Annotated in this window: 14 protein-coding genes; 4 read left to right on the top strand and 10 right to left on the bottom strand. The window is 71.8% G+C overall.

Annotation, left to right across the window (positions count from 1 at the left end; translation table 11 throughout):
- Positions 1-42: 42 nt before the first annotated feature.
- Positions 43-1,326 carry an adenylosuccinate synthase gene (locus tag ACP4E5_RS24430; protein ID WP_266711597.1) on the bottom strand — a complete coding sequence of 428 codons (1,284 nt, stop codon included), beginning with the start codon at positions 1,324-1,326 and terminating at the stop codon, positions 43-45.
- Between the two features lie 262 nt (positions 1,327-1,588).
- On the opposite strand from ACP4E5_RS24430, the gene ACP4E5_RS24425 reads away from it, so the two are divergent.
- Positions 1,589-2,359, top strand: a complete 771-nt coding sequence (locus tag ACP4E5_RS24425; protein ID WP_425841623.1) for a diacylglycerol kinase family protein — start codon at positions 1,589-1,591, stop codon at positions 2,357-2,359.
- A 53-nt stretch (positions 2,360-2,412) separates the two neighbouring features.
- Here the strand turns inward: ACP4E5_RS24425 and ACP4E5_RS24420 are convergent, their stop codons facing one another.
- A complete protein-coding gene (locus tag ACP4E5_RS24420; RefSeq protein ID WP_425832079.1) occupies positions 2,413-2,934 on the bottom strand; it encodes a GbsR/MarR family transcriptional regulator in 522 nt (173 codons plus the stop codon).
- Between the two features lie 92 nt (positions 2,935-3,026).
- On the opposite strand from ACP4E5_RS24420, the gene ACP4E5_RS24415 reads away from it, so the two are divergent.
- Complete coding sequence (locus ACP4E5_RS24415) at positions 3,027-3,959, top strand: ABC transporter ATP-binding protein (protein WP_425832077.1); 933 nt, start codon at positions 3,027-3,029, stop codon at positions 3,957-3,959.
- Positions 3,956-5,572: an ABC transporter permease gene (locus tag ACP4E5_RS24410; protein ID WP_425832075.1), complete on the top strand. Its 1,617-nt coding sequence runs from the start codon at positions 3,956-3,958 to the stop codon at positions 5,570-5,572. Before ACP4E5_RS24415 ends, ACP4E5_RS24410 begins: the two co-directional genes overlap by 4 nt.
- Before the next feature lie 8 nt (positions 5,573-5,580).
- Here ACP4E5_RS24410 and ACP4E5_RS24405 read toward each other — a convergent pair whose 3' ends face one another.
- The 4 genes from ACP4E5_RS24405 to ACP4E5_RS24390 form a co-directional block, all read right to left on the bottom strand.
- On the bottom strand, positions 5,581-6,825 hold the full coding sequence (locus ACP4E5_RS24405) for a cytochrome P450 (RefSeq protein ID WP_425832073.1): 1,245 nt from the start codon (positions 6,823-6,825) through the stop codon (positions 5,581-5,583).
- A gap of 19 nt (positions 6,826-6,844) precedes the next feature.
- Complete coding sequence (locus tag ACP4E5_RS24400) at positions 6,845-7,510, bottom strand: response regulator (RefSeq protein WP_425832071.1); 666 nt, start codon at positions 7,508-7,510, stop codon at positions 6,845-6,847.
- Complete coding sequence (locus ACP4E5_RS24395) at positions 7,507-8,841, bottom strand: sensor histidine kinase (protein WP_425832069.1); 1,335 nt, start codon at positions 8,839-8,841, stop codon at positions 7,507-7,509. Before ACP4E5_RS24395 ends, ACP4E5_RS24400 begins: the two co-directional genes overlap by 4 nt.
- Before the next feature lie 97 nt (positions 8,842-8,938).
- Entirely contained in the window at positions 8,939-9,823 is an 885-nt protein-coding gene (locus tag ACP4E5_RS24390) for an alpha/beta hydrolase (protein WP_425832067.1), read from the bottom strand.
- Between the two features lie 126 nt (positions 9,824-9,949).
- Between ACP4E5_RS24390 and ACP4E5_RS24385 the strand changes: the two genes are divergently transcribed.
- Complete coding sequence (locus ACP4E5_RS24385) at positions 9,950-10,573, top strand: TetR/AcrR family transcriptional regulator (RefSeq protein ID WP_425832065.1); 624 nt, start codon at positions 9,950-9,952, stop codon at positions 10,571-10,573.
- A gap of 146 nt (positions 10,574-10,719) precedes the next feature.
- Here ACP4E5_RS24385 and kynU read toward each other — a convergent pair whose 3' ends face one another.
- The 4 genes from kynU to ACP4E5_RS24365 all read right to left on the bottom strand — a co-directional run bounded on the left by kynU (position 10,720) and on the right by ACP4E5_RS24365 (position 16,687).
- On the bottom strand, positions 10,720-11,922 hold the full coding sequence (kynU, locus tag ACP4E5_RS24380) for a kynureninase (RefSeq protein ID WP_425832063.1): 1,203 nt from the start codon (positions 11,920-11,922) through the stop codon (positions 10,720-10,722).
- Positions 11,915-12,769 carry a tryptophan 2,3-dioxygenase family protein gene (locus ACP4E5_RS24375; RefSeq protein ID WP_425832061.1) on the bottom strand — a complete coding sequence of 285 codons (855 nt, stop codon included), beginning with the start codon at positions 12,767-12,769 and terminating at the stop codon, positions 11,915-11,917. Before ACP4E5_RS24375 ends, kynU begins: the two co-directional genes overlap by 8 nt.
- 129 nt (positions 12,770-12,898) lie before the next feature.
- Positions 12,899-14,230, bottom strand: coding sequence for a chloride channel protein (locus ACP4E5_RS24370; RefSeq protein ID WP_425832059.1), 1,332 nt, complete (start codon positions 14,228-14,230; stop codon positions 12,899-12,901).
- A 102-nt stretch (positions 14,231-14,332) separates the two neighbouring features.
- Positions 14,333-16,687, bottom strand: coding sequence for an arylsulfatase (locus ACP4E5_RS24365; protein WP_425832057.1), 2,355 nt, complete (start codon positions 16,685-16,687; stop codon positions 14,333-14,335).

Raw genomic sequence — 16,687 nt, 5'->3', positions numbered from 1 at the left:
CGGCCCGCCGAAGCGGACCGGGGCGTGGAAGCCGGTGAGGGCTTACAGGAACGAGTTGACCTGGATCGTCTCGTCGCGGCCGGGGCCGACGCCGATCGCCGAGATCGGGGCGCCGGACATCTCCTCCAGCGCCTTCACGTACGCCTGCGCGTTCTTGGGGAGATCGGCGAAGGTCTTGGCCTTCGTGATGTCCTCGGACCAGCCCGGCAGGTACTCGTAGACCGGCTTCGCGTGGTGGAAGTCGGTCTGGGAGTACGGGAGCTCCTCGACGCGCTTGCCGTCGATCTCGTAGGCGACGCAGACCGGGATCTGCTCCCAGCCGGTGAGCACGTCGAGCTTCGTCAGGAAGAAGTCGGTGAGGCCGTTGACGCGGGTCGCGTAGCGGGCGATCACCGCGTCGAACCAGCCGCAGCGGCGGTCACGGCCGGTGGTGACACCGCGCTCGCCGCCGATGCGGCGCAGGTCCTCGCCGTCCTGGTCGAACAGCTCGGTCGGGAACGGGCCCGCGCCGACCCGCGTCGTGTAGGCCTTGAGGATGCCGATGACGCGGCTGATCTTCGTCGGACCGACACCCGCGCCCGTGCAGGCGCCGCCCGCGGTCGGGTTCGAGGAGGTCACGAAGGGGTACGTGCCGTGGTCGATGTCGAGGAGCGTGCCCTGGCCGCCCTCGAACAGGACGACCTTGTCCTCGTCGAGCGCGTCGTTGATCACCAGGGTGGTGTCGGCGACATAGCCCTTGATCTTGTCGGCGTAGCCGAGCAGCTCCTCGACCACCTGCTGCGCCTCGATGGCGCGGCGGTTGTAGAGCTTCGTCAGGAGCTGGTTCTTGACCTCGAGGGCCGCCTCGACCTTCTGGGTGAGGATCGACTCGTCGTAGAGGTCCTGGACGCGGATGCCGACGCGGTTGATCTTGTCCGCGTACGTCGGCCCGATCCCGCGGCCCGTGGTGCCGATCTTCCGCTTCCCGAGGAAGCGTTCCGTCACCTTGTCCACCGTCACGTTGTAGGGCGTGATGATGTGCGCGTTACCGCTGAGCAGGAGCTTCGACGTGTCGACGCCGCGCTCGTTCAGACCGCTCAGCTCGGAGAGCAGGACCGACGGGTCGACGACGACACCGTTTCCAATGACCGGCGTGCACTCCGGCGAGAGGATTCCGGAAGGGAGGAGATGCAGCGCGTACTTCTGGTCGCCTACGACAACCGTGTGGCCGGCGTTGTTGCCGCCCTGGTAGCGCACTACATAGTCCACGGATCCACCGAGCAGGTCGGTGGCCTTTCCCTTGCCTTCGTCACCCCACTGAGCACCGAGCAGCACAAGTGCGGGCACAGGCGTACACCCCTTCCGGGCGGGGCATGTCCAAGGTCAGGGGCTGTGGCCGCGGCTGTGCGGCATGCCTTCGTGAGCCTTGGGGTGCCCCGGAATAGACGAAGCCCCTGGCGCAATAGCGCAAGGGGCTCTTGCACAAAGATGCTACCCGAGGAAGCGAGGCAAGGCCGAGGTGGCGGCTTTGGACCATCCATCTGACCGTGCGGACGACGCGAGCGGGAGGCTGTCGCGGCAGCTTCTGGTGATCGTCGATCCGGTCGCGATGCGTGCCGACGGAGAGTCCGTACGCATCGCCAAGGACGTGTTGTGCGCGGGTTCGACGGCGAAGGTGTGCCTGCCCGAGGGACCCGCCGAGTTCGCGAAAGCGCTGGCCAAGCGGGGTGTGCGGCGGCCCGTCGTGGTCGGCGACGACCGGGCGCTGCTGCGGGCGGTGTCGTTGCTGCACCGGGAGCGGGAGCTTGCGGACGCGGTGTTCTCGATGGTGCCGGTGGGGTCCGCGGTGTCGCTCGCGCACTCGCTGGGTGTGCCCGCGGGGACGGTGGAAGCGGCGCGCTCCGCGCTCGACGGGGCGGAGCGGCAGCTGGACCTGCTGGTGGACGACAGCGACGGGGTGGTGCTCGGCGGCCTGTGCATCCCGCCGATCCCGGATCCCTCGGACTCGGAGGCGCAGGACGGCCGGCCGTGGTGGCGGACGTGCGGCTCGCTCGTGCGGAACCTCGCGGTGCGCTCGCCGCGGGGGGCCGACGCGGACGAGGCGCAGCCCGCGCGGCTGCGGATCGAGGCGGACGGGGCGACGCTCGTCGACCTCGACGAGCCGGTGCGGGGGGTGACGGTGACGCCGTGCGCGGGGGACGGGCTCGCGTGGGTGGAGGTGCGCAGGGCCGCGGAGGCGCCGGTCTCGGTGCGGGCGCACACGGTCACGGTGACCGGGGCGGATTTCCGGTACCGGGCGGATCAGGTGCGGATCGGGGGGCCGGTGCGCAGGAGGACGTGGTCCGTGCGGGCGGGGGCGTGGCGGTTGGCGTTGCCGTGAGCGGCGCCCGGCGCCGTGGCCGAGGTCTCGGGGCGCTGCCCGGGCCCCGCTCCTCAATCGCCGGAGGGGCTCGAGTTGTCCAGGGTCTTTCGGTGTTCGCGCCAGCGTTCCATCAGGGCCGCCAGTTCGACCTGGACGAATTCGAAGAAGGCCAGGGTCTCGCCGATGCGGCGGCCCGCCGGGGTGTCGGCGCCGAGGCTCTCGACGCCCTCGCGCAGGGCGTCCTCCCAGCGCTCCAGGATGCTGTCGCGGTTGGTCAGCGCCTCGTACCACTGGTTGCTGTGCACCCGGAACAGGTCGCGGCGCGTGCCGGGCTCGCGTTCGCGCGAGACCATGTGCTGCTGGGTCAGATAGCGCACCGCGCCGGACACCGCGGCCGGGCTGACCTGGAGTTGCTTGCCGAGTTCGGCGGAGGTGAGGGCGCCGGAGTCGGAGGCGAGGAGGGCCGCGAAGACGCGGGAGGGCATCCGGCCCATGCCTGCCTCGACGAGCTGGGCTGCGAAGCGCTCGACAAACCGGGAGCGGGCCTCCGCGGCGTCCCGCACGTGCGTCTCGTCGGTGCCCTGCCCGTTCATGTCCCGATCCTCTCCCCTTGCCCGGTCTGCGACGTCAGTTTATACGCTTCCTTAACTTCACAACTTTGTGAAGTGCGCGTAGTTTCAGAAACATGACGAAGGCAATCACGGTCTCCGGGCTTCACAAGTCGTTCGGCAGGACCCACGCGCTCGACGGTCTCGACCTCGATGTCGAGGCCGGCGAGGTGCACGGCTTCCTCGGCCCGAACGGAGCGGGGAAGTCCACCACCATCCGCGTCCTGCTCGGCCTGCTGCGCGCCGACTCCGGCGCCGTGCAGCTGCTCGGCCGCGACCCCTGGGCCGACGCCGTGGAGCTGCACCGCAAGGTCGCGTACGTCCCCGGTGACGTGACGCTGTGGCGCAACCTCAGCGGCGGCGAGGTCATCGACCTCTACGGACGCCTTCGCGGCGGGCTCGACAAGAAGCGCAAGGCCGAGCTGATCGAGCGCTTCGAACTCGACCCGACCAAGAAGGGCCGCACGTACTCCAAGGGCAACCGGCAGAAGGTGGCCCTCGTCGCCGCGTTCGCCGCGGTCGACATCGACGTGCTCATCCTCGACGAGCCCACATCGGGACTCGACCCGCTGATGGAGGACGTCTTCCAGTCCTACGTCGAGGAGGCCGCGCGCGAGCACGGGCGCACGGTGCTGCTGTCCTCGCACATCCTCAGCGAGGTCGAGGAGCTGTGCGACCGGGTCAGCATCATCCGCAAGGGCGTGACCGTGGAGAGCGGCTCGCTGGCCGACCTGCGGCATCTGACCCGTACCAGCGTGACCGCCGAACTCGCGGGCGCACCCGGCGAGTTGAGCGAACTCCCCGGGGTGCACGACCTCGACGTACAGGGCAAGCGCGTCAAGCTCCAGGTCGATACCGACAAGCTGGACGCCGTGCTGCGCTCGCTCGCCGGGTCCGGCGTGCGCTCGCTGACCAGCACCCCGCCCACCCTGGAAGAGCTGTTCATGCGGCACTACCAGGACGACGCCGCGGACGTGCGGACCGGCGAGAAGGAAGCGGTGTCGCGATGAGCACGCTCGTGAGCGAAGGCCGCTTCGACACACGTACGGGCGGCGCGCGTCACCTCGCGGGCACCGGCACACTGCTCAGGCTCGCGCTCCGGCGCGACCGGGTGATGATGCCCGTATGGATCGCGATCACCGCGGTGATGGTCGTGTCGATGCCGAACTCGCTGAACACGGTCTACCCCACGGCCGCCGAGCGGGCGAACATCGCCTCCACCATGAACACCAACAGCTCGATGCGCGCCATGTACGGGCCGGCCTTCGGGGACTCGCTCGGCGCGCTCACCGCGTGGCGCGTGGGCACGTTCGCCGCCGTCTTCGCCGCGATCATGAGCCTGCTCATCGTCGTGCGGCACACCCGTGACGAGGAGGAGAGCGGGCGGCAGGAGCTGGTGTCGTCGGCGATGGTGGGGCGGCGCGCGCCACTGACGTCCGCGCTGCTCGCGGCCCTCGTGGCCAACGGTGTGCTCGCGCTCGTCATCGCGGGCGGGCTGTCCGCCCAGGGCGGCGCGGGGGCCCTGGCCCTCGGGCTCGCGATCGGCGGCTGCGGGATGGTGTTCGCGACGATGGCGGCGATCGTCGCCCAGTTCACGGAGAGCGCCCGGCTCGCGCGCGGCGTCACCTCGGCCGTGCTCGGCGTGGCCTTCGTGCTGCGCGCGGCGGGCGACTCCGGGACGAACGACGGCTCGTCCCCGCTGACCTGGATCTCGCCGATCGGCTGGGTCGAGAACGTACGCGCCTTCGCCGACGAGCGGTGGTGGGTGCTGGTTCTGTTCCTCGCCGCTGTCGTGATTCAGGGCGCGGTCGGATACGAGCTGGCCGGGCGGCGCGACATCGGGATGAGCTTCCTGCCGACGCGGCCGGGGCCCGCCGACGGGCGCCTCGGCACGGCGGGTTCGCTGGCCTGGCGGCTTCAGCGGGGCAGCGTGATCGGCTGGTCGATCGGGTTCCTCGCGGCCGGTGTCGTCTTCGGCGGGATGACCGAGGGGGCGGCCGACCTGGTCGGCGACAGCGAGAACACCAAGGAGATCATCGAGCGGATGGGCGGCCAGTCCGGCATCACCAACGCCTTCCTCGCCACGATGGTGGGCATGCTCGGCATGGTCGCCGCGCTCTACATCGTGCAGGCGGTGCTCCGGCTGAACGGCGAGGAGACCTCGCAGCGGGCCGAACCGATCCTCGCGAACGCCGTGGGCCGGATCGCCTGGGCCGGCGGCCACCTGGCGATCGCCTTCGCGGGCGCGGCGCTGATCATGCTGCTCGGCGGGGTCGGACTCGCGGTCGGCTACGGCCACGAGTTCGGCCCGATCCTCGGCGCCTGCCTGGTCCAGCTCGCCGCGATCTGGACGCTCGGCGGGGTGGCCGTGCTGCTGTACGGGGTGTGGCCGGGGGCGGCCGGCGCCGCGTGGGCGGCGGCGGGGGCGGCGCTCCTCATCGGCTGGATCGGCCCGGCCCTGAAGCTGCCGCAGGCGGTCATGGACATCTCCCCGTTCGGCCACCTGCCGAAGCTGCCCGGTGGCGGCATGGCGTGGGGACCGGTCCTCGTGGAGGTGCTGCTCGCGGCGGTACTGGTGGGCGCGGGCCTGGCCGGCCTGCGCCGGCGCGACATGTCCAACTGACGGTGCCGTCACACCTCCACGGCAAGCCCCTCCAACCCCCGGATCACGAAGTTCGGCTTGCGCTGCGGCTCCGAAGCGAGCCGCAGCGTCGGCGCCTGCGTGAGCAACGCCTGCATGGACGCGGCGAGTTCGATCCGGGCGAGCGGGGCGCCGATGCAGTAGTGGATGCCCGCCGAGAAGGAGATGTGCGGGTTGTCGGCGCGCGTCAGGTCGAGCGTCCCCGGCGCGGAGAAGACCGCCGGGTCGTGGTTGGCCGAGCCGAAGAGGAGGGCGACCTCCGAGCCGGCCGGGATCGTGGTGCCCGCCACCTCGATCTCGTCGAGCACCCAGCGTTCGAAGAGCTGGAGCGGGGTGTCGTAGCGCATCAGCTCCTCGATCGCCGTGGGGATCAGGGAGTGGTCCGCGCGCAGGGCCGCCAGCTGCTCGGGGTGGCGGAACAGGGCCCACCAGCCGTTCACGGTCGCGTTGACCGTGGCCTCGTGGCCGGCGTTGAGGAGCAGGACGCAGGTGGAGATCATCTCCTGCTCGGTGAGGCGGGCCGGGCCGCCGCTGCCGGTGCCCGTGCCGGTGCCGCCGTCCTCGTCGTCGTGCGCCGCGATGAGCCCCGAGATCAGGTCGTCGGCGGGGCGGGCGCGGCGGTCAGCGATCAACTCCCGTAGGTACTCGGTGAATTCGAGCGACGCGGTGACCGCGGCCCGCGCCGTCTCCGGCGACGGGTTCAGCTCGTACATTCCGCAGATCGCCGCCGACCACGGCCGCAGCGGCGCCCGGTCCGCCTCGGGGATGCCGAGCATCTCGGCGATGACGGCCACGGGGAGCGGTTCGGCGACCGCCGTGAGCAGGTCGCCGCCGCCGTCGGCCACCAGCCCCGAGACGAGGTCGCCCGCCAACTTCTCTACGTAGGGCTGCAGTTGCCGCACCGTTCGCGGTGTGAACGCCTTCGACACCAGGCGGCGGATGCGCGTGTGGTCCGGGGGTTCGAGGTCGAGCATGCCGTGGTCGTTGAGGGTGTGGAACGGCTCGTGCTCGGGTGGCGGGGCCGTGCGGCCGAAGTCCTCGTGGGCGTACCGGTGTTGGTAGGTGCGGCCCAGGCGGCGGTCGCGCAGGAGCGCCGAGACGTCGGCGTGGTGCGGGATCAGGTACTGGTTCGACGGCTCGAACCAGTGCACCCGCCCGGCCTCGCGCAGCTCCGCGTAGGCGGGGTACGGGTCGGCGACGAAGGCCGGGGACCAGGGGTCGAACGCTTCTTCCATGTCGGGACGTTAAGCCCGCTCAGCCCGGCGTGACCAGACGTGCCTCGTACGCGAACACCGCCGCCTGTGTGCGGTCGCGCAGCCCCAGCTTCACCAGGACCCGGCTCACATGCGTCTTGATCGTCGACTCGGCGACCACGAGCCGGTCGGCGATCTCGATGTTCGACAGGCCCTGCGCGATCAGGACGAGCACCTCCGTCTCGCGCTCGGTCAGCTCCCCGTACGCGCCCGCCTGCCGCCCCGCCGGGATCCTCGACGTCTCGGACAGCTTGGCGAACTCGGTGATCAGGCGCCGGGTCACGGTCGGCGCGAGGAGGGCCTCGCCGCTCGCCACCACCCGTACGCCGTCGGCGAGTTCGCGGGCGGAGGCGTCCTTGAGGAGGAAGCCGGAGGCACCGGCCCTGAGCGCCTGGTACACGTACTCGTCGAGGTCGAAGGTGGTCAGGACGAGCACCTTCGTGCCCGCGTCCGCCGCGACGATCTCGCGGGTCGCCTCGATGCCGTTCAGCTCCGGCATGCGGATGTCCATCAGGACGACGTCGGGGCGGAGTTCGCGGACCTTGGCGATGGCCTCCACGCCGTTGACCGCCTCGCCGACGACCTCGAAGTCCGGCATGGCGTTCAGCAGGACGGAGAAGCCCTCGCGGACCATCATCTGGTCGTCGGCGACCAGGACCCTGATCACGCCTCGTCCTCCGTCCCGGTGGCCGCGGCCCGGGCGACGGGGATGAAGACCGCCACCTCGTACCCGCCGTCGTCCGTCCCCTCCGCCGTCATCTCGCCGTCGAGCATGGTGACGCGTTCGCGCATGCCGGTGATGCCGTGACCGGCGCCGGGGCTCGGCTTGGTCAGTCCGGTCGGCGGGCCGTTGACGATCCGGAGGCCGAGGCCGCCGAGGACGTACGACACCTCGACGGCGGCCTGCGCACCCGGGGCGTGCCGCAGCGCGTTGCTGAGCGCCTCCTGCACGATCCGGTACGCCGACAGCTCGACGCCCTGCGGCAGTTCGCGGGCCGCGCCCGTCACCGTCCGCGTCACGGTCAGCCCGGCCTCCCGCACGTTCTCCAGGAGCCGGTCGAGATCGGCGAGCGTGGGCTGCGGCGCGTCGGGCGCCTCGTAGTCCTCGGCCCGTACGACCCCCAGGACGCGGCGCAGTTCGGTGAGTGCCGCCACCGCGTTCTCCCGGATCGTGACGAACGCCTGCTCCAGCTCGGGCGGCGGGTTCTCGACGCGGTACGGCGCGGCCTCCGCCTGGATGGCGACGACCGACATGTGGTGCGCCACCACGTCGTGCAGCTCGCGCGCGATGTTCGTGCGCTCCTCCAGGAGCGTGCGCCGGTCCCGCTCGACGGCGGTGACCGTGCGCTCCTGGACGACCTGCTGCCGCGCGGTGCGGTTGACCTGGACGAGCGCGACGATCCCGACCCCCATGCCGGAGAGCACCGTCATCGGGACGGCGACGCCGCCGTTCAGGCCGCCGAAGAGCGCCGCGGAGAGCAGCGAGTACAGCGTGGACAGCGCCCACATCCAGGCCGCCGTACGCGGCCGGGTGCGCGCCGCGACCACCATCAGCACGATCGTGTGTCCCATGATGCTGCCGCCCGACCACGGGTACAGGCCGTCGCCCGTCGCCCAGACCAGGACGGGCGCGACCCCCAGCGAGAGCCACCAGGCGAGGATCGGTCGGAGCAGGGTGAGCGCGACGGGGACCGAGGCCATCAGCCCGGCGACGAGGGCGAAGAAGCTGTCGTCGAGGGCGCCGTAGCTCGCCATGCCCGTGATCAGCGTGATCCCGGCGAGGCCGAGCACGACGGCGTGCGGCAGCAGCCCCAGATGCCGGCGGAAACGCTCGGGGAACTGCCGGGCCCACGGCCCGTCCGTGGCCGCCCGGGGCAGCGGCCGGTACGTGCGCACCCCCCGGAACAGGTCCTCGCGCAGCCCCCGCAGCGCCGACTTGGCGAGATTGATCTCAGGGCTGTGCTCGCGCGGGCCCTGGATGATGGTCGTGTCGGTCATGGCACTCACGGTAGGTCGCGGGAACACGGCCCCGCGTCCGCACGGAGGAGGGTTCGACGGCGTCCGTCGCAAGGACTACTCGCCGTACCGCGCTGTGTCACCAGGCCAGTTGTGCGATCTCCTCCGCGACCACCGCGCAGGCGTCCGCCGCCGGGTCGATCACCGCGAAGTGGCCGACCTCCTCCAGGAACGTGACGCCCACGACCTCGCCCGCCTTCGCCGCCGCGTCCGCGTACGCCTCGGCCAGCTCGAACGGCACGGTCGCGTCCGTACGACCCTGGACCAGGGTCGTCGCGACACCGGTCGGCAGCAGTTCCACGGGGTCCGCGTACGGGCGTCGCTCGTCGAACAACTCCCGCATGCCGCCCAGGAGTTGGACGCACGCGCCGTCGCAGACCCCCAGCTCCTCGGCGAGCACGAAGCCCGCGATCGGGGCGATGGCGACGACGCCGCGCAGCGCCGCCGAGTCCGGGGTGCGCCAGGGCGCGCCCTCCGGCAGCACGTGCCGGGCCCCCGCCCACAGTGCGAGGTGACCGCCCGACGAGTGCCCGGTGACGACGGTGCGGCGCGGATCCGCCGACGGCAGGTGCTCGGCGGCGAGCGCGGGCATCGCGTCGAGCGCGGCCGCCACGTCGTCGAAGGTCTCCGGCCAGCGCCCGGCGACGGGGCCCTCCGCGCCCTGATGCGGCACCGGGCTTCCCCGCCGGTACTCGACGTTCGCGACGGCGAAACCACGCCGGGCGAGAAAGTCGCAGAACGGGGCCAGGTACTGCCGGTCGTACGGCGCACGCCACGCGCCTCCGTGCAGGACCACGACGAGCGGGGCCGCGGTCGCGCCGTCCCTCGGGGCGTAGAAGTCGACGATCTGATCCGGGTGATCGCCGTACGCGGCGCTGACGTCCGGCGGCACGGCAGGGTGCGAGAAGGCCGACGCCTCCTCCGCCTCCTCGCGGGCGGCGCCGGACTTGTCGGGGTCTGGCATGCTCCAACCTCTCGACATCGTGCGGAACTTGCGGTTTCGGGTAAGCGGACGCTACCAGGCCCGTGACGTGCGTCAACACGTACAGTGACCGCGCAAATGGTTCGTTCGTACCGTTACCCTGTCGGCATGAGCAGTGATGTGACGGCCGGGGCACCCGAACCCGGCACGCTCCGCCCCGGCGGGCGCACGGCCCGTGTCCGCGCGGCGGTGCTCCAGGCGGCGGGCGACGTCCTCGCCGAGCACGGCTTCGACCGCCTCGACCTGGGCGACATCGCGCGGCGCGCGGACGTCGGCAAGACGACCGTGTACCGGCGGTGGGGTTCGCCCACCGGCCTCGTCGCCGACCTCCTCGACGAGATGGCCCGGGACTCGCTGCCCCGCACCGAGACGGGAACCCTGCACGGCGACCTGACCGCCAACGCCCGCCTCGTACAACGCACGTTGGCCGACCCGCGGCAGGGCCCCCTCTTCCGCGCGGTGATCGCCGCGGCGGCGTGCGACCCGCGCACGGCGTCGGCCCTCGCCCGCTTCTACGAGGTACGGGTGGCCGAGTGGGCGCCGTGCGTGGCCCTGGCGGTGGACCGGGGCGAGCTGCCCCACGGCACGGACCCGTCGGAGGTCATCCGAGCGGTGTCCGCGCCGCTGTACTACCGGCTGTTGACCATGGGCGCCGCCCCTACGGAAGCTGACGCGGACCGTGCGGTGACGGCGACGGTGGCGGCAGCCGCAGCCGGCGCCTACACGCCGTAACGCCTCGGGGCTCCGCCCCGGACCCCGCGCCTCAATCGCCGGCGAGGCTTGATCTGTCGAGACTTCGGCTCCTCGGGTGCCGGTATTTCAAGCCCCTGCGGCGATTGAGCAGCGGGGTCCGGGGCGGAGCCCCGTGCGGGTAGGCGTCAGGACAGTTCGTGTGCCAGCACCCCCGCCGCCCGCTCCACATCCGCGAAGGACAGATACAGCGGCGTGAACCCGAACCGCAACACGTCCGGAGGACGGAAGTCGCCGACGACGCCCGCCGCGATCAACCGCCCCATCACGTCACCCGCGTCCGCACACCGCAACGCCACCTGGCTCCCCCGCTCCCCGTGCGCCGCCGGCGTCACCGCCTCGACCCGGCCCTCAGGGACGTACGCCTCGACGCACTCCAGGAAGAAATCCGTCAGGGCCAGGGACTTGGCGCGTACCGCGTCGACGGACACGTCGGGGCGCGACCACACCTCCAGGGCCGCCTCCAACGCCAGCATCGACAGGATGTCCGGCGTGCCGACCCGCCCTCGTACGACCCCGTCCGCGGCCTCGTACTCGGACCGCATCCCGAACGGCTCGGCGTGCGAGTTCCAGCCCGGCAGCGGCGAGTCGAAGGCGGCCTGGTGCTCGCGCCGCACATACAGGTACGCCGGTGAACCGGGCCCCCCGTTCAGAAACTTGTACGTGCAGCCGACGGCGAGGTCGACCCCGTGCTCGTCGAGCCCGACCGGCAGCGCGCCCGCGCTGTGGCAGAGGTCCCACACCGAGACCGCCCCCGCCGCGCGAATCGCCGCGGTCAGCGACGGCAGGTCGTGCAGCCGGCCGCTGCGGTAGTCGACGTGGTTCAGGAGCACCGCCGCCGTCCGCGGCCCCAGCGCACCCCGCACCTCCCCCGGCTCCACCGCCCGCACCGAACAGCCCGTCATCCGGGCCGCGGAGGCGGCGATATAGCCGTCGGTAGGGAACGTCGCAGCGTCGACGAGGATCTCGTCGCGCCCGGCCTCCGGCCCGCCCACCAGCCGTACGGCCCCCACAAGTGCCTTGAAGACATTGACACTTGTGGAGTCGCCGACCACGACCTGGCCACTGCCCGCACCCACCAGCGGAGCGATCACGTCCCCGATCCGCTCGGGCGCGGTCCACCACCCCGACTCGGTCCAGGACCGGATCCGCAGCTCACCCCACTGCCGGCGCACGACGTCGTCGACCCGCCCGGGCACGTTCGCGGGCAGCGCGCCCAGCGAGTTCCCGTCCAGGTAGACGACATCGTCACCGAGAACGAAGTCGCCCCGTACACCCGCCAGTTGGTCCTCGGCGTCCAGCTCGCGCGCCCGCTCGTACAGATCAAACATGGGACCTCGCCGTCCACAGCTCGGGGAACACATTCTTCTGCGCGCGCTTCTCCAGCCACGCGACCCCGGCGGAGCCGCCGGTGCCGGCCTTGGCTCCCATCGCGCGCCGCGTGGCCACCAGATGGTCGTTGCGCCAGCGCCACACCAGCTCGGCGACATCGGTCAACGCCTCGCCGAGCCGCGCGAGTTCGTCGTTCTCGTCGCCGGCGTACAGGCGCGTCCACACCGCCTCAACCTCCGCCGACGGCTCGTACTTCCGCGACACGTCACGGTCGAGCACGGCGCGCGGCACCGCGTGCCCGCGCCGGGCGAGCAGCCGCAGCACCTCGTCGTACAGGCTCGGCTCGTGCAGCGCCTTCTCCAGCTCGGCGTGCACCCGGGGCGCGCCGCGGTGCGGCACCAGCATCGACGCCGACTTCTCGCCGAGCAGGAACTCCATGCGCCGGTACATCGCCGACTGGAAGCCGCTGCCCTCCCCGAGCGCGGACCGATACGAGTTGAACTGGGCCGGAGTGAGCTGGCCGAGCGGCCGCCACGAGGCGTTGAGCGCGTCCAGCTCGCGCACGGAGCGTTTCAGCGCCGCGACCGCGGTCGGCACGTCGTCGCCGCCGAGCGCGCGGGCGGCCGTCTCCCACTCGTGCACGATGACCGTGAACCACAGCTCCATGACCTGGGTGGTGACCAGGAAGACCATCTCGCCGGGATCGTCCGAGCGCAGTTCCTGGAGGTGGGTGAGGACGTCGGCCTGGACGTAGTCCTCGTAGGGCGTGGTGCCCGCGAAGTCGAGATGCGGGGTGGCGGGTGCTTCCGGTTCCGGAACCGCTGCGTGATCCGCGTCGTGGGACATCGCTGTCTCCTGTTTTGTACTCCGGGTAGCGGTCCGCCCTGCCGTTACCGACACGGGGCCCCGGTCCCCGACTGCATCCTCCGCAATCGTCCCCTCAAACGGCAAGGCCCGCCTGATCACGGTCCGCCACTACTTCGCGGGCCCCTTGGCCTCGCCCCGCCTGTTCATCAGCAGCACCGTCAGATGGGCGACGACCGCGGTGGCCACGATCAACGGCATCTGGTCGTACGCGTCCGCGCCGAGGAGCAGCACGGTGAGCGCGGCCCCGCACAGCGGGAGTCCCATCACTGCCGTCGCCGCCGCGCAGAGGCCGAAGGCGAGCGCGGGCGCCGAGCCGAGGCCGGGGAGTCCGGCGCAGGCGATGGCCACGGCCGCGCCGAGCAGCAGCGCCGGGAAGATCGGGCCTCCGCGCAGGCTGCCGAGGCTGAGGCCCCAGGCGAGTCCCTTGCACACGACCAGCGCGAGCAGCGCCGCCACGGACCAGGCGGTGGGGTGTGCGGCGAGTTCGGCGAGGGTCTCCTGACCGGAGAGGGCCGCCTCCCCCGGCGAGCGGCCGGTGATCAGCGCGTACGCGGTGAGGCAGACGCCGACGGCCAGGGCGCACAGCACCGTGCGCGTCGCCGTGTTCCGCTGTCCCGTCCAGCCTGCCGTTTGGCGGCCCATGCGGCGTACGAGGGTGAGGGCGCAGGCGATGAGCGCCGCCAGCGGCAGGCCCCACAGGAAGTCGCCCACGTCCGGGTTGGCCATGGGCGGCAGCGCGGGCAGCGCCAGGCCGCCCGTCTCCAGGCCTGTCCACGTGCCGAATCCGGTGAACACCAGCGCTCCGGCGGCGCTCGCCGTGAGGCACGGCAGCAGCAACGCGGCCAGCCGCGCGCCACCCAGGCCCGCCGCCTCGACCACCAACAGCGCGGACACGAGTGGTCCGCCGAGGATCGTGGAGATCGCGGCGGTGGACCCGGCCGTGGCCACGACTCCCGCCGTACGCGGATCGTCCCCGCCCCGCATCCGGCGCACGGCCAGCAGGGCAAGCGCGCTGCCGACCGCCATGAGCGGGGCCTCCGGGCCGAGGACGACGCCGAGCGGCAGCGTGACGAGCGCGGCGAGGGCGACGCTGGGCAGTTCGCGTGGGCCGACGGGCGTGCCGCCGAGCCCGTTGACCGGGAGATGTCCCCCGTGGCCCGGCATGCGCGTGACGATCGGTGCGAGCACGAGCCCGGCGACGGCGAGCGCCGGCAGCGGCCACCACCAGGGAGCCTCGTCGTAGCCGAGCGTCGACGGCAGCGAAGTCCAGACCTCGTGCTGCAACCAGTGCTGGAGGCTCACGAAGAAGAAGCACGCCAGGGCGATGGGAACGCCCAGGAGCAGAGACAGCAACAGGACGCGGAGATAGTGCCGGCTGAGCACCACGCGGTACGTCGCCGCTTCGATGTCGGCCGCCGACGCATCGGCGGATGGCGTCACCCCGTACTCCGTACACGCATCAGCATGACGCCCATCCAACGGCACCACGGCCACTCCCGCCCTCCTGGCGTGCCCCGAACGGGGCACGCCAGGCGTGGTGCGTCACTGCCGGTGCAGCGCCATCCGCAGGTCGGCGTCCGGGTCCGAGGCCGGTCCTTCGCCCCGGCGGAGCTCGACCGTGCGGACGCGGCCCGCCAGTTCCCGGGGCCCGTGGTAGCCGGGCCAGACCGTGAGGAGGTGCCGGCCGGTGCGCAGGCCGTCGGCCTGGAGTCCGTAGAGCACCGCGTTGGTGCGCGGCACGTCCGCCTCGGCCATGGCCGTGCCGTCCACGGACAGCCGGGCGCGGCCCGCGTGTTCGCCGGTCTTCTCGAACTCGACCAGCACCTCGTGCTCACCCGGCTTCAGGTCCGCGGCGGATTCGAGGACGGTGAACTCCTTGCCCAGTGCGTTCGAGACGTAGACGACGCGGCCGTCCTGGACGCACAGCAGGTAGCCGCCCTCCGGGCCGCCGTCGGCGACCAGGACGCCGCCCGTGGCGGGGTCGTCGATGTCCGCGCGGACGCGGATCGTGTGGGAGGTGTTGCGCACGATCGGGGTGGAGCGCATGTCGAGGTGCACGTGGCCGTCGTAGCGGTAGCAGTCGCGGGGTTCGAGGATGTCGGGCTCGTCCATCGAGCGCTCGGCGAGCCGGTCGTCGAGCGGAAGGACCTGGTGGCGTCCGGCATCCTCCCACCACAGGTCGACGAGTTCCTTCAGCTTCTCGGGCCGCTCCTGGGCGAGGTCGTTCACCTCGGAGACGTCGGTGTCCGCGTGGTACAGCTCCCACACGTCCGCGTCGAAGTCGCCGTCGTTCAGCGGGTGGTCGATCTGCCCGAGGCGGGTGTTGATGGCCTTCGACCAGTGCAGGGTGACGGCCTTCCAGCCGTCCTTCCACATCGCCCGGTGCCCGAACATCTCGAAGTACTGGGAGGTCCGGGTGGTGGGGGCGGCGGCGTCGTTGAACGAGTAGCGCATCGACAGGCCGTCGACCGGGAGCTGTGCGTGGCCGTCGACGACCTCGGGCATCGGGGTGCCGGCGGCGTCGAGGACGGTCGCCGCGATGTCGGTGGCGCTGTGGAACTGGGACCTGATGCCGCCGTGGTCCGTGATCGCGTCCGGCCAGTGCACGACGAACGGCACACGGGTGCCGCCCTCGTGGCAGAAGGACTTGTAGAGGCGGTTGGGGGTGTTGCCCGCCATCGCCCAGCCCGTCGCGTAGTGCGGCTGGGTGGTGGGGCCGCCCCATTCGTCGAGCTGCGCGGTCATCTCCGCGACGGTGTCGCGTACGCCGTTGAAGTACCGGGTCTCGGACGCGATGCCGTCGGGGCCGCCCTCCGCGCTCGCGCCGTTGTCGGAGACGACCATGAACAGCGTGTTGTCGAGCTGGCCCTGCTCCCGCAGGCTCTCGACGAGGCGCCCGATCTGGTGGTCGGTGTGGGCGACGAAGGCCGCGTAGACCTCCATCTGGCGTGCGTAGAGGCGGCGTTCGGCGTCGGAGAGCGTGTCCCAGGGGCGGATGCCGGGGTTGCGGTCGGGCAGGACCGTGTCGGCCGGTACGAGGCCGAGCTCCTTCTGGCGGGCCAGGGTCTCGTCGCGGATCACGTCCCAGCCGTCGTCGAAGCGGCCCTCGTACTTCTCGATCCAGTCGGCCGGCGCGTGGTGCGGCGCGTGCGCGGCGCCGAAGGCCAGGTGCAGGAAGAACGGCTTGCTGGGCGTCACCAGCTTGCGTTCGCCGATCCAGGAGACGGACTTGTCGACCAGGTCCTCGCTGAGGTGGTAGCCGTCGTCCTCGTCACCGGTGCGCCGGGGCACACGGTGGTTGTCCTCGTACAGGTTCGGGTTCCAGTGGTCGTCGTCGGCGCCGATGAACCCGTAGAACCGGTCGAAGCCCTGGCCGAGCGGCCAGCGCAGATACGGTCCGGCCGGGGTGGACTCCGTCGGCGGGGTGAGGTGCCACTTCCCGACGGCGAGGGTGCTGTAGCCCTCCTGCTGCATGACGCGGGAGATCATCGCCGCGTTCTTGGGGATACGGGCGTTGTAGCCGGGGTAGCCGGTGGCCCGCTCCATGATCATGCCGATGCCGACCGAGTGGTGGTTGCGGCCGGTCATCAGGGAGGCCCGCGTCGGTGAACACATCGCCGCCGCATGGAAGTTGCTGTAGCGCAGGCCGAAGGCGGCAAGGCCGTCGATCGCGGGCGTCTCGATCCTGCCGCCGAGTCCGCCGAAGCAGCCGAGCTGCGCGAAGCCGACGTCGTCGAGGACGACCATCACCACGTTCGGGGCGCCGCTCCCGGGGGTCGGCTGTACCGGCCAGGCCTCCTGCGAAGCGGCCACGTTCGCGCCGATCGTGCCGGGGAAGGGCGTGCCCTCGGGGTAGGTCCGCTTCGGCGCCGCGCTGCTGTGCGGTTCGGTCTGCAT

This window comes from Streptomyces fractus (genome assembly GCF_049844455.1).
Lineage (GTDB): Bacteria > Actinomycetota > Actinomycetes > Streptomycetales > Streptomycetaceae > Streptomyces > Streptomyces fractus.
This window is presented reverse-complemented; position numbering and strand designations above follow the sequence as displayed.